11 protein-coding genes are annotated in these 13392 nt (G+C 65.5%); 6 read left to right on the top strand and 5 right to left on the bottom strand.

Features of this window, described 5'->3' with window-relative positions; translation table 11 throughout:
• Nucleotides 1-31 precede the first annotated feature (31 nt).
• The 4 genes from HMPREF3166_RS09215 (at nt 32) to HMPREF3166_RS09230 (ending at nt 4011) form a co-directional block, all read left to right on the top strand.
• Nucleotides 32-760 (top strand): lysophospholipid acyltransferase family protein, encoded by a 729-nt coding sequence (locus HMPREF3166_RS09215; protein WP_034986486.1) that lies wholly within the window; start codon nt 32-34, stop codon nt 758-760.
• Between the two features lie 118 nt (nt 761-878).
• Nucleotides 879-1973: an acyltransferase family protein gene (locus HMPREF3166_RS09220; RefSeq protein ID WP_070488960.1), complete on the top strand. Its 1095-nt coding sequence runs from the start codon at nt 879-881 to the stop codon at nt 1971-1973.
• Between the two features lie 31 nt (nt 1974-2004).
• Nucleotides 2005-2517, top strand: coding sequence for a polyadenylate-specific 3'-exoribonuclease AS (locus HMPREF3166_RS09225; RefSeq protein ID WP_034986490.1), 513 nt, complete (start codon nt 2005-2007; stop codon nt 2515-2517).
• A gap of 105 nt (nt 2518-2622) precedes the next feature.
• Nucleotides 2623-4011 carry a class II 3-deoxy-7-phosphoheptulonate synthase gene (locus HMPREF3166_RS09230; RefSeq protein WP_035005483.1) on the top strand — a complete coding sequence of 463 codons (1389 nt, stop codon included), beginning with the start codon at nt 2623-2625 and terminating at the stop codon, nt 4009-4011.
• Between the two features lie 89 nt (nt 4012-4100).
• Here the strand turns inward: HMPREF3166_RS09230 and HMPREF3166_RS09235 are convergent, their stop codons facing one another.
• On the bottom strand, nt 4101-6443 hold the full coding sequence (locus HMPREF3166_RS09235) for a PASTA domain-containing protein (RefSeq protein ID WP_070488963.1): 2343 nt from the start codon (nt 6441-6443) through the stop codon (nt 4101-4103).
• A gap of 289 nt (nt 6444-6732) precedes the next feature.
• Between HMPREF3166_RS09235 and HMPREF3166_RS09240 the strand changes: the two genes are divergently transcribed.
• The gene (locus HMPREF3166_RS09240; RefSeq protein ID WP_049049577.1) at nt 6733-7098 is read left to right on the top strand and encodes an Rv2175c family DNA-binding protein; all 366 of its coding nucleotides are present in this window, start codon (nt 6733-6735) and stop codon (nt 7096-7098) included.
• On the opposite strand, the gene HMPREF3166_RS09245 is transcribed toward HMPREF3166_RS09240, so the two are convergent.
• The 3 genes from HMPREF3166_RS09245 to HMPREF3166_RS09255 are packed head-to-tail and all read right to left on the bottom strand — an operon-like array spanning nt 6998 to nt 11601.
• A complete protein-coding gene (locus HMPREF3166_RS09245) occupies nt 6998-8683 on the bottom strand; it encodes an alpha-(1->6)-mannopyranosyltransferase A (RefSeq protein ID WP_070488969.1) in 1686 nt (561 codons plus the stop codon). The two genes, HMPREF3166_RS09240 and HMPREF3166_RS09245, sit on opposite strands and share 101 nt — an antisense overlap.
• A complete protein-coding gene (gene crtI, locus HMPREF3166_RS09250) occupies nt 8680-10470 on the bottom strand; it encodes a phytoene desaturase family protein (protein WP_070488971.1) in 1791 nt (596 codons plus the stop codon). The genes HMPREF3166_RS09245 and crtI overlap by 4 nt, the downstream gene beginning before the upstream one ends.
• Nucleotides 10471-11601 carry a polyprenyl synthetase family protein gene (locus HMPREF3166_RS09255; RefSeq protein ID WP_070488974.1) on the bottom strand — a complete coding sequence of 377 codons (1131 nt, stop codon included), beginning with the start codon at nt 11599-11601 and terminating at the stop codon, nt 10471-10473. It abuts the gene before it with no gap.
• A gap of 186 nt (nt 11602-11787) precedes the next feature.
• Between HMPREF3166_RS09255 and metF the strand changes: the two genes are divergently transcribed.
• The gene (gene metF / locus HMPREF3166_RS09260) at nt 11788-12756 is read left to right on the top strand and encodes a methylenetetrahydrofolate reductase [NAD(P)H] (protein WP_034986504.1); all 969 of its coding nucleotides are present in this window, start codon (nt 11788-11790) and stop codon (nt 12754-12756) included.
• Here the strand turns inward: metF and HMPREF3166_RS09265 are convergent.
• Nucleotides 12753-13385: a GNAT family N-acetyltransferase gene (locus HMPREF3166_RS09265; protein ID WP_051876276.1), complete on the bottom strand. Its 633-nt coding sequence runs from the start codon at nt 13383-13385 to the stop codon at nt 12753-12755. The genes metF and HMPREF3166_RS09265 overlap by 4 nt on opposite strands.
• Between the last annotated feature and the right edge of the window lie 7 nt (nt 13386-13392).

Below are 13392 nucleotides of genomic sequence, written 5' to 3' on the forward strand. Positions count from 1 at the left end.
GAAGCCACCAAGGGACGGTAAGTTTTAGAACATGCAGAACAAGGCGTATTGGTTTTTCAAGTACATCCTCATCGGCCCGTGGCTGCGCGTGTACAACCGCCCCTTCACCAAGGGGTTGGATAAGCTGCCGAAGGAGGGGGCGGGCATCCTGGCCTCCAACCACCTGGCGGTGATGGACTCGTTCTACCTGCCACTGGTATCCAAGCGCCAGCTGACCTTCCTGGCTAAGAAGGAATACTTCACCACCCCGGGCCTGGTCGGTGGCATCCAGAAGTTCTTTTTCAGCTCTGTCGGCCAGGTGCCGATCGACCGCGAGGATAAGGAATCCCAAAACGCCGCCATGGGCACCGCCCTGAAGGTACTGGAGCGCGGGGATCTGCTGGGAATGTACCCGGAGGGCACCCGCTCCCCGGACGGGCGCCTATACCGCGGCAAGACCGGCCTGGCCCGCATCGCCCTGGAATCCGGCCAGAAGGTCTACCCGGTGGCCATGATCAACACGAACAAGGCCAACCCGATCGGCACCTGGATCCCGCGCCCGGCCCGCTGTGGGGTGTACGTCGGCGACCCGATCGACCCGGATGATTTCCGCGATGCTGGTGACGACTACGCGCAGGCCAGGGCTCTGACCGACGCGATTATGGAGGCTCTCCACGAGCTGTCCGGCCAGGAGTACGTCAAGGACTTTTACGCCGCCGACGTGAAGAAGTCTCTCGAGGCCGGCAAGGGTTACCCGCCGGGCTCCGAGCCGCGCAGCTAGCTATTCAGTAGCTGCTAGGTAGCTACTCGGTAGCAACTCGGTAGGGCTTTCACCAGGCGTTTGCGCCCCCTCATTGGTTTGACTTCACGGGCGTGAACCTGATTCTGTTATAAGAATTATGGCAACTAAAGCGAGAGTCGAATGGGCTGATGCAGCCAAGGGTTTGTCCATCATTGGCGTGTGCATCATGCACGTCGTCACCGGTGTTCCCGGTGGCCAGGACACGGGACTCGGCCAATTCTCCAGCTTCCTCGACCCGCTGCGGATGCCGCTGTTCTTCCTGGTCTCCGGGCTTTTCGCGCACCGCATCCTAGAACGCACCTTCGCCGACCTGTGGTACCGCCGACTGTGGTTCCTGTTGGTGCCCTACCTGGTCTTCAATCCGTTCCATGCGCTGACGCGCATGAGCATCGACAACAACTTCTCCTGGTTCGGCCTGGTCAAAGCTATGGTGCTGGGCAACGTGGGTCTCTGGTTCCTCTACGCCTTGATGCTCTACAACATCTTCGCCTGGACGCTGCGCAAGCAGCCACCGTGGCTGGCGATCCTGGTCTCCTGCATCCCGCTGGTCGTCGGAGCCTTCCTGGGCGGCGGAGAGGACATCTTCTTCCGCCAGGTGCTGACGTACGCCCCGATGTTCTTCATCGGCCTACACTGCCGTGACTTCTTCTTCCGCCTCGCCCGAGAGGCCTTCCGCCCCTGGGTGGTTATTGGCAGCGCGGCACTGTTCTTCGGCTCCGAGTTCTTGTCGCGCACGCTGTCCAAGACGATCTTTAGCGAGTGGACGCCCACGGTTGCAGCCCAGACCCTGGGTACGGGCTTCGTGAGCTCCCTGGCTGCCTTGCCGTTTGCCATTGTGGTTGCCGTCTGGATCTGTGCCATCCCAGTTGTAAACCGCCTGTTCCTGTTCGTCGGCCGCAATACTCTGCAGGTCTACGTCTTCCACCCCTTGGGCCTGTTCCTGCTGGGCGGAATTGCAGGCTCGCTGGCCGAGGCGCACCCGGAAACCCTGTCCTTCCTGGGCACCGTGGCCGGGCAGTTGTGGTGGGGCATCGGCGCCTGCGTGGTGGCCTCCGCAATCGGCTATGCGATCGGCAAGACTCCCTACCTGGGCTGGGTACTGTTCCCGCCGGCACTGCGGCGTCCACAAGAAAAGCAGCAACAATCCCGCAACAATGCGCCCGCAGGCGGCGACCGAGCCCCATCGGCCTAGCGCGGCCCAAAGGGATCTACACTGGACAATCGTGCGCTACTTCTACGACACAGAATTCATCGAAGACGGCTCCACGATCGACCTGATCTCCATCGGCGTGGTGGCGGAGGACGGCCGCGAGTTCTACGCGGTCTCCACCGAATTCAACGAACACCGGGCGGGGCAGTGGGTGAAGAAGAACGTGCTGCCACTGCTGCCGCCGCGCTCCGACAAGGCGTGGATGGATCGCGCGACGCTGCGCACTAAGCTGCACGAATTCCTGGTGCCCGAGCGTGCTGGCCGCGGGCGCACTAAGCCCAGTGACCGGCCCGAACTGTGGGCCTGGGTGGGCGCCTACGACCACGTTGCCTTGGCTCAGCTGTGGGGCGACATGACGGGCCTGCCCTCCGACCTGCCGCGCTTTACCCACGAGCTCAAGCAACTGTGGGAGATGGCCGGGCGCCCGCGGCTACCCGAGAGCCCGAGCAACGCGCACGACGCGCTGGCGGACGCCCGCTTCAACGTGGTGAAGTACCGCCTGTCCATGGAGGCCCTGCAGTCCTAATCGCGCCGTCGGGGCTTCAGCGCAAGGGCCGCAGCCGTGGCGCCCCGCGCAGCTGAAAGAGACCTAAATGGCAATAGAACAGGCCACATACAGTATGATCTGCCTATGGCTTGGACTATTGATGCACCGTTAGATGAACTCCCCGATCTGCCGCCGCTGCCCGCGGACATGGCGGAGAAATTAGAAGACGCGCTGTCCCGCGACGCGAAGCAGCAGCCCAGCTGGGATCCGGACCACGCGGGTCGCGTGCGCAAGATCCTGGAATCCGTGCCGCCGATCGTGGTGGCCCCGGAAGTTAAGAAGCTGAAGAAGCAGCTGGCCGACGTGGCCTTGGGCAAGGCCTTCCTGCTGCAGGGCGGCGACTGCGCCGAAACCTTCGAGACGAACACTGAGCCGCACCTGCGCGGCAACGTTAAGACCCTGCTGCAGATGGCGGTCGTGCTGACCTACGGCGCCTCCACCCCTGTGGTGAAGATGGGCCGCATCGCCGGCCAGTACGCGAAGCCGCGCTCCGCGGACCGCGACTCCAACGGTCTGCTGAACTACCGTGGCGACCTGGTCAACGGTGTGGAGGCCACCGAGGAAGCCCGCGCCCACGACCCGTCCCGCATGGTGCGCGCCTACGCAAACTCCTCCGCGGCGATGAACCTGGTGCGTGCGCTGACCAACTCCGGCACCGCCGACCTGTACAAGCTGCACGAGTGGAACCGCGAGTTCGTGACGAACTCCCCGGCGGGTGCCCGCTACGAGGCCCTGGCCACCGAGATCGACCGCGGCCTGGAATTCATGTCCGCCTGCGGCGTGACCTCCGAGAGCCTGCGTTCCGCGGACATCTTCGCCTCCCACGAGGCGCTGGTGCTGGATTACGAGCGCGCAATGCTGCGCCTGGCCCACGACGAAGAGGGCAACGACGCGCTGTACAACCTGTCCGCACACCAGGTGTGGATCGGCGAGCGCACCCGCGGCCTGGACGACGCGCACATCCGCTTCGCCTCCCTGATCGCCAACCCGGTGGGCGTGAAGATCGGCCCGACGACCACCCCGGAGGAGGCCGTCGGCTACGTCCGCCAGCTGGACCCGAACAACACCCCGGGGCGCCTGACCTTGATCACCCGCATGGGCTACGACAAGATCCGCACGGCATTGCCGCCCATTGTCGAGGCAGTGGAGGCCACCGGCCACAAGGTCATCTGGCAGTGCGACCCGATGCACGGCAACACCTACACCTCCAACAACGGTTACAAGACCCGCGACTTCGACCGCATCATCGACGAGGTTCAGGGCTTCTTCGAGGTGCACCGCAAGATCGGCTCGCACCCGGGCGGCATCCACGTGGAGCTGACCGGCGAGGACGTCACCGAGGTAGTCGGCGGCGGCCAGTCCATCACGGACCTGGATCTGCCGGAGCGCTACGCCACCACCGTGGACCCGCGCCTGAACACCCAGCAGTCGCTGGAGCTGGCGTTCCTGGTTGCAGAGATGCTGCGCAACTAAAGCGCTAAGCGCCCGGGCGCCGGTATCAGCCCCGGGCGTGCCCAAGCCAGCACTCAGCTGGCGCGCACGCTCCGGCCGCGCGCGAGCTTTTAGACCGTGGTCAGCGTCACCACGGCACCGCGGTGGCTACGAGAGCTGGGGCCGGGGGATTGACCCAGAACCAAGCCGTTGGGATCCCCCTTGATCTCCACCTCGAAGCCCGCGTCTTCCAGCTTCTCCCGAGCCCTTTCCCCAGTGAGGCCCAGAACCCACGGCACGCGCTGGGATGTGGACTCGCGGATCTCCACGTCCGTGTTCTTCGATGGATCCAAGAGTTCCCCTGCGCCAGGCGATTGCTCTGCCACGTCGCCGGAATCCTCGGAAGAGTCCTCCACGGGGGCGCCATCGACCGGGTTGAGGCCGGCCTCCCGCAGAGCCTTACGGGCGTCATCAACAGAAAGACCCTTAACGTCCGGCACCTCGATCGCGTTCGAGAGCACCAGGGTAACCTCCGTGCCGGACTCGACCTCCGCGCCTTCCTTCGGGTCGGTGCGGATGGCCTGGCCGGCGGGGATGTCCTTGTCGAACTCCTCGGTTTCCTCCGCGACCTGCAGCCCGGCTTTCTCCAGGGTCTTCTTCGCGCGGTCGCGCTCCTGGCCCTTCACGCCAGGCACGGTGACGGGGCGCTTGCCCTTGCTCATGCGCACCTCGACGGTGGATCCGGTGTTCACCTCGGTTCCGGCGGCGGGTTGAACCTCCGCGACGTGGCCTTTTGCGATTTTGTCGGAGTAAACGTCGTCGCCCTTCTTCACCTTGAGAGTGCGGTCGGTGAGCTTATTCGTGTAGTACTGCAGGCTCGAGTTGGTGCCCGGGTCCGGCACCGTCGGCTTGCCGAGGGAAAGCAGCACCGCCACCTCGGAGCCCCGCACGGCCTTCTGTCCCTTGGCGGGATCGGTGCCCATGACGGTGTTCTTCTCCGCCTGGTTGTCGTAGCGCTCGTCCAAGGTGGAACTGAAGCCGGCTTCTTCGACAGTGGCCTGCGCGGTGGCTTGATCCATGCCGATGACAGTCGGGATCTCGCCGTAGCGGCCCGTGGTGAACCACCATCCGCCCAGGGCCATGCCAATGACCAGTGCGATGAGGAGGACGATCCAGAAGACCGTCGCCACCGGGGACTTGTTGCTGAGCTTCGGCACCTGCCGTGCTGGCCCCGGGCGGTGCGTTGCGTGACGGTTTTGCGCGTGCGGCGCCGGGTTATGTGGTGCCGGGTTATGTGGCGCCGGGCCGTGCTGTGCATACGGCGCGTGCGGCTGGTGTTGCGTGCGCGTCGGGTTGGTGTGCGGGGCGTTGGCGTTGTGGGGGAGCAGCCCTTCGCCCGGTTCGCCCGGCCGCTCCGCGTACCCCGGCCGGCCTTCCGGCTGGAACTGCGTGACGGCAGTGTGGTGCGTCCCCGGCCGGGCGCGATTTTCCTGGGGTAGGACGACCGCGCGGGTGGACATGGATTCGTCGTCCCACGGGGTGCGCTCGCCGAAGTCGGTCCCCGCCAATGCGCTGCGCACGGCGGACTCGGTGGGGGCGGGCACCTGGAAATCGGGCACGTCGAGGTCCTCGGCGGCCTGCTCTACGGCTTCCAGGAACTCGGCGCCGTCCACGAAGCGTTGCGTGGGGTCGCGGTGGCAGGCGCGCAAGACCAGCTCGTCGATCTCCGACGGGATGTCGGGCATCAGCGTGCTGGGGGCGGGGACGGGGCGGTTGATGCGCGCCATGGCCGTCTCGATGGGTGTGCCGCCCTTGAACGGCGTGCGCCCGGTGAGCAGCTCGAACAGCAGGATGCCGGCGGAGTACACGTCGCTGGCTTGGGTCAGATTCTCGCCGCGCACCTGCTCCGGGGAGAGGTAGCCGACGGTGCCGATGACCTGCCCGTTGACGGATGTTGTGGCGTTGGTGGGGTCGCCCATCGCCTTGTTGATGGCGCGCACCAGCCCGAAGTCCGCGAGCTTGACCTGGTTCCGGTCGCTGATCAGCACGTTGTCCGGCTTGATGTCGCGGTGGATCATGCCCTTGGCATGGGCGATCGATAGCGCGGTGAGCACCGGCCGCATCACGGCGATGGCGGCGTGGGGCGGCATGGGGCCGCGCTCTTTCAGCAGTTCGCGGAGCGATCCGCCTTCGACCAGCTCCATCACCAGGAAGACATAGTCGTCGTCCACACCCTGGTCGAAGACATTCACGAGCGACGGGTCGCTGAGCTTCGCCACCGCGCGGGCCTCGCGCTCGAAGCGGGTGCGGAAGGCGGGTTCGCGGGCGAGCGTCGGATCCATCACCTTGACCGCCACTTCACGGTCCAGGCGCGTGTCGATGGCTGCATAGACTGTGGACATGCCACCGCGGGCGATCTGGGCGCCGATGCGGTAGCGCCACTCCAGCAGGTCTCCGGGGTGTAGCTCGCTCACGTCTAGTTTCAGCCTCGTTTTCTAGCGGTTGTCTAGCGGTTTTTCGGTCTAAGCGTGGGGTTACAAGAGATGTTCTTGTGTGTAGTTGTGCTCAGTGTTACGGAATTATTCTAGTGGTACTCGTGTCATTATACGTTTAGCCTGGTGCGCGCCCTACTCGTTTCCTATTGACTCTTATTGACGCCCACGCGCTACAGTGGCCACCGTGAGTAAAGAAAACAAGCACGCAGAAGATCACGGCACCTTTACACGCTCTGGCGCACGCCCTGGCCAGGAGGGGCAGGGGCGCGTGCTCGCGGAGCCAGTGAACGGCGTTCCCGCTGGTGAAGAGGTTCTGACCCTACCAGAAGTCGCGGAGCGAATGAACTTGGTTGTCACCAAGGTCATGGACATGCTGGGCAAGAAGCAGCTGCTGGCAGTCGAGATCGACCGCGTGCGGCACGTTCCCGCCCGCTTCCTGGACGAGGACGGGCAGCTGAACCGCTTCGTCCCCGGGGCGATCGCCCTGTTGAGCGACGGCGGCTACTCCGACGCGGAGATTCTGGATTACCTCTTTACTGAGGACGACTCTCTGCCGGGGCGCCCGGTGGACGCTCTGCACGGTCACCTTGCCCGCGAGGTGATGCGTCGGGCGCAGGCGATGGCAATTCTATAGCCCACTGTGTCTGCTGCTGGCCCTGCTTAGCCTGCGGCTGACTCTGCTTAGCCTGCGGCTGGCGACGGGGTGGGAATTCCAGACAGGCCTGTACCACCCAGGCGAAGATCGCCGCGAAGGCGAGCACCCACCACAGTGCGTACAAGCGGTTGTTGCCGCCGCCGTCGAACATGAAGGTCACCCACATGCAGAACACGCTGGTGAGGTAGATGACCATGCGAGATTGGCTGGCCAGCACCACTAGCGCCAGGGGCGCGGTGTAGTACCACGGCAGCGTCACCGTGTTGAGCACGCAGGTGATCGCATAGGCGACGGCCATGCCGGTAAACGCTGTGTGCTCGTCGTGGCGGAACAGCCACCAGGTGGCGACCAGGCCGAGGAGCATCAGGGCGCTACTGACCGGGCGGATCGCATCCACCAACACGTTGAAAGTCAGGTCGTCGTTGATGCGCGACAGTACTGGCTCCAATGAGGAGGCGATAAAGGACGGCAGGGCCAGGGGGTTGATGACCTTGGAGTTGCCGGTGACCTCCGTGACCCAGCCCCACGTCTGGTTGGTCAGGATGGTCACGAGCGCCAGCATGCCAACGCATGCCAGCACGCTGACCAGCCCCGCCCACACCAGCGTGCCGAAGCGGCGCCACGTATCTGCAAGGCGCAGCCAGCGGGCCTTACCCGCGGAGTAGGGCAGTGCCCCTGCCACCCGGGCGACCAGAATCCATACGACGAACGGCAGGGCAATAAACGCCGTGGCCTTCAGGGCAGTCGCCACACCGATCAGCGCCGATGCGGCCAGGGCACCACGAACCGGCTGCAGCTTCACCGCGCACAGGCAGCCGAGAAGCACCAAAGCCATCATCATGTTCTCGGTGTGCATGCCACCGATCAGGTGCAGCACGCTCAGCGGGTTAAACACACCCAGCCAGACGGCCACGTCCGGCCGGATGCCCAGATGCGTAGCGAGCTTCGCTACTGCCCAGGCCATCACCAGCACGGACGCGATGGAGAGCAACTTGAAGGCGAAAATGCCGGCGGTGATGTTATCGCCGGTGACGGAAGTGATGGCCTGGCCCACTCCCATGTGCAGCGGGCCGTAGGGCGTGGTGGTGTTGCGCCAGTCGGCGCTGACCTCGAACAGCAGGGGGCCGGGGTTGGCCGCCGCGCCGACCTCGTAGGCGTTGAAGCCATCGCGGGCCAGCGTGCCCTGCATGAGGTAGGAGTAAATGTCCCGCGACATTAGTGGCCCGGCCAGCACCAATGGGCCGATCCAGGCGGCGATGGCAGAGCGGCGCAGCGGCTCACCACGCACGAGGATGTGCCGCCCGACGATGATCCAACTGAGCACCATCGCCGCCAGGGCGAACCACATCACGACCGTCACCATGCCTGCGGCATGGCCGAAGGTAAAGGAGCTCAGGCCGATGACCTGCATGATGCCACCGCGCGAGCGCACGGCACCGACGCTGTGGGAGGTGATCGTCAAAACGATGCTGCCGATAAGCCCCATCCAGACGGCGCGGCTGTAGCCCACCGACTGCAGCCAGGAACGAGCCTTGTCCGCAAAGCCCTCCGCGGCCGCCGTCACAGCACACCACCGCCGGTGATGCGGCGGGCAGCCAGCGCGCCGGAGAGGATGACAGTAGGCACACCCACGCCCGGTGTGGTCGAGGAGCCGGCGAGCACCAAGTTATCCACGCCGAACGCGCGGGCATTACGAGGCCGGAAGGGGCCGGTCTGGGTAAAGGAATGCGCCAACGCGAACGGACTGCCCGCGCCGAAACCGTGGTCGTCCTGCCACGAGGCCGGGGTATCCACCCGGGCGGCGCGGAAGTGCTCGGCAATGCCCGTGTAGCCGCGGGCCTCCAACACCCCCAGGAGCTCCTGGACGTAAGGATCCGTGACGTTCTCCCAGTCGATATCCGCCGAACGCAGGTTCGGCGCCGGGGCGAGGATGCTCAGCGGTTCGTAGGCGCCCGTGCCAGTGCCCGTACTCACGCCCGCGCGGGGAGACGTGGCGTCACCCTCAACAACACCGCCGAAGGTACGGCCGGCAACGGTGCGCGCCGGGCGAGTAAGCAGCAACGACGGGTCGCTCATTAGCTTGCCGCGACCGTGCGGGGCGGTGATCTCGCGGAAGGTTTCGTCCCATGCCTCGCCGAAGCTGATGGTGTGGTGGCGCTGCGACTCCCACCGGCCGGAGACTTCCGTCGGAATGCTGCCGTGAATCACCACGGCAGAAGGGGACCAGCGCAGCGGGGCGACCTTGCGCCACATGCGGCGGGCGAAGGAGCGGGAGATCAGCGCGCTTTCCCGGCCGGAACGGGTGAGCAGCTCGCCGACCACCGGCAGATCCGGGGTGGCCACAACTGCGTCGCAGCCGATGTATTCGCCGGAGCGGGTGCGCACGCCTGTGATGAGGTCTTCCGAGAAGTCCACGTGCTCGACTGCGTCCGAGGTGATGATGCGCCCGCCGGCGGCCCGCAATGCTGCGGCCATGACCTCCGGCACTTCGCTCATCGAAAAGCCCGGGTAGAACACGCCCATGGAGGTATCCATGTGTGAAATGACGGTGTAGACCGCACGCGCATTCTTCGGCGCCACACCCGCGTACAGCGCCTGGAAGGTAAACAACCGCTGTAGCTCTGTGTCGGGGATGTGCCGTGCCGCGGCCTTGCCGAGGCTGCCGAAGGCGCCGAGGGAGCCGAGGTGGCTAAGGTCGGACGCCGCAGCGGGCGTGGACAGCAGATCCAGCGCACCGTCGAAGTCGGCGGCTAGGAAGTTCTCGAAGCTGGCGCTGAAGACATTCTGCGACCATTCGCGGTGAGCCAGATAACCGGCGGCCAGCTCGTCTGTGGCGGTGCGATCCAGACCCTTGGAATCCGCGAAGCGGCGGATCTCCGCCACCATCGCATCGCGGTCGGCGAAGACTTCGGCGTGGCGGCCGCTGGCGAACTGCGCGTGATAGGCCGGGGCCAGGCGCTGGGGTGCCCACGGGCGCTCCAGGCCCAGCTGCTCGGCGGCGGTCTCGGAACGCAAGTCGATGCCCACGGAGGCCACGGCGGATTCGATGAGGCCGGGCATCGTCAGCACGGTGGCACCGGTGTCGGCCACGAAGTCCCCGTGTGCGCTGGTCAGCTGCTCGCTACGGCAGCGGCCGCCCACGGCGTTGGCGGCCTCGATGACGGTGACCTCGCGCCCCGCGGAACGCAACCGCAGGGCAGCGGAGAGCCCTGCCAGCCCGGCGCCGATCACGACCACGCGCTCGCCGTTGCCGGGCAGGCGCTTGCGCATCGTGGGGCGCGTCATGGGAACCAAGGGGCTGGGCAGGCTCAGGTGACGGCGACCGTCGGCAGAGCGGGTGGATAGCTTCATTTAAAACCTCCGGTGCGTTAGTTCTTCCGCCAGCTGGGTCAGCTCCGCAGTGATGTCGGCACCCAAACCACCCGCGCGCAGGGACTCGATGGCCCGCTGCGTGCGCGCCTCGATCAGCTTCTCCACTTCGGCCTGCGCGCCGGTGTCGTAGATGATGTCGCGGAGGCGCTCGATGTCCGTCTCCGCGGACTCCTCGCCCTTGCCCAGCCCCTCGCGGAGGGCCGCGACCTGGGATTCATCGCCCCGCTGCAATGCCTCGTTGATGAGGGTGGTGCGCTTGCCGGTGCGCAGATCGTCGCCGGAGGGCTTGCCGGTGACCTCCGGGTCGCCGAAAACTCCCAGCTGATCGTCGCGCAGCTGGAAGGCCTCACCGATGTCCTGGCCCACATTGCGGAGCATGGTCTGAGTCTGTTCGTTGGCGCCCGCCAGTGCGGCGCCGATGTGCAGCGGGCGGGCGACGGTGTAGGAGGCCGTCTTGTACTTGATCACGGCAAAGGAATCCGCAACGTCTTCGCTGCCGTTGGCTTCCAGGGCAATGTCCAGGATCTGGCCCCCGATCACCTCGGTGCGCATTGCCCGCCAGGCCGGGCGTGCCCGCTGCAGCGCGGTGGTGCTCAGCCCCGAGCCGTTGTACAGGTCATCCGCCCAGGCAAAGGCGAGGTCGCCGATGAGAATTGCCTGGCTGATCCCGTAGTGCTCGGAGGAACCCAGCCAGCCGCGTTCGCGGTGCTTCGATTCAAAGGTGCGGTGGGCGGTGGGGAAGCCGCGTCGGGTATCGGAGCGGTCGATGATGTCGTCGTGGATGAGGGCGCAGGCCTGGATGAACTCGAAGGCGGACAGCGCATTCAAGATGGCGCCCTGGTCGATACCCGCAGCCGGCGATGAACCGCCACCGCCTTCGAGCGCCGCGCGGATGCCTGCCCAGGCGAAAGTAGGGCGGACGCGCTTGCCGCCGTTGACGATGAAGTCGCGCAGCACCGTGATGGCGCCGCCGACGAGGGGACCGATGTGGGAGAACTCCTCCTGGGAGCGGTTCAGGTACTCCTTTAGTTGGGCATCGACGGCGGACGGAACTGCGGACAGTGGGGAATCGAGGCGCCAGGGGTGCGCGGCCAGCTCATCGGTACTCATGGCTCTCTATTCTAAGGGCTCGCGCGACAAGTGCGAACAACGGTAGTGCTGGGGTGACGCCACCGTGGCGGGCCGGCGAAACGGGTGAGCGAACGGACAGGCCGCGGGGGTGATCGCGCGCAGGGAAAATGCCAAATGTAGGCCAAAGTCTTGAAATGGACAGCTCTGTCTATATGATCTTTGGGTATGGCTAGTATCCGCAGGCAGGTTGCCGTATCCCAGTCCCTTTCGCTCTACACTCCCGGGCGCGTTCCGTTCTCCGTGGAGTTCATGCCGCCGCGCGACGACGCGGCCGAAGAGCGCCTGTGGAACGCGGCCGAGGCATTCCACGACCTCGGTGTGAGCTTCGCCTCGGTAACTTATGGCGCCGGCGGCAGTACCCGCGAGCGCACCCTGCGTGTCGCCGAGCGCCTGGGCACGAAGCCGCTGACAACCCTGGTGCACATGACGCTGGTGCAGCACACCAAGGAAGAGCTGCAAGACATGCTGCGCACCTATGCCTCGCTGGGGCTGACGAATCTGCTGGCGCTGCGCGGCGACCCGCCGGGGGATCCAAATGCCGAGTGGGTGCCCACCCCCGGTGGCTTGAACTATGCGGTGGAACTGATCGACATGATCCGCGAGATGCCCGAATGCGCCGACTTCGATATCGGCATCGCCAGCTTCCCCGAAGGCCACTACCGCACGGGTTCTTTGGAACAGGACACGGAATACACTCTGGCCAAGCTCCGCGCCGGGGCGCAGTACTCGATCACGCAGATGTTCTTCGATGTGGACCACTATCTGCGCTTGCGCGATCGTCTGGCGAAGGCGGATCCGGAGCATGGGCAGAAGCCGATCATTCCGGGGCTGATGCCGATCACATCCCTGCGAAGTGTGCGCCGCCAGATGGAGCTGGCGGGTGCTGCTTTGCCACCGAAGCTGGAGAAACGCCTGCTGGATGCTGCAGCCGGCGACGAGGTCGCAAACCGCGACGCCATCCGCGAGGTCGGCATCGAGGTGACCACTGAGATGGCCGAGCGCCTCATTGCCGAGGGAGTTCCGGATCTGCACTTCATGACGATGAATAACGTGCGCGCCACCCAGGAGGTCCTGCACAACCTGGGCATGGCTCCGGCGTGGGGGCCGGGGCTGGGGCACGACATGGTGCGTTAGCTGCGTGTGCGCTGCAAGATACCGAACGGCCGGGGGTCCGCCGGGAACTTAAAGTTCCGCAGCACATCGGTGAACCCGGCCTTGCGATAAAGCTGCCAGGCTGCGTTGGCCTCGCCTTCCACCTCGGGTGTGGAGAGCATCACCGTGTTCTGTGGCGTTCGCTCTAGCAGGTCGTTCAGGATTGTGGTGCCGACGCCCTCACCCTGCGCCGGTGGAAGCACATGTATTTCGGATAATTCGGCGTAGGCATGCAGTATCCGGGTGGCCTCCGCGCGGGAGTGCCCGTTAAGCACTAGGCCGCGGGCGACTTGGCGATACCACCAGGTGTTCGGGGAGCCGCGGAAGGTAAAGCCGATGCCCACGCAGCGCTGGCGGGCGTTACCCGGATCCGGCTGTTCCTCCGCGCGGTGGAGGAGGGCCATGCTGCAGGTGAAGTCCGGCTGGGATCCGTTGTAGAACCACAGCGACTTGCGCTGGGCGTGCGTCTCGTTTGGATAGTCCATGGCCGCCAGGTGAATATCGATGAGCTCGTCGAGCCGGGTGATGAAGTGGCGATTGGTGGCGGGAACCACGGACACGCGCATGGGGGAATCGGCGGCGGAGGGTGTGCGGGGCGTGTCCTGGGGCATGGCTTCA

Source organism: Corynebacterium sp. HMSC08A12 (assembly GCF_001807485.1).
GTDB lineage: Bacteria > Actinomycetota > Actinomycetes > Mycobacteriales > Mycobacteriaceae > Corynebacterium > Corynebacterium evansiae.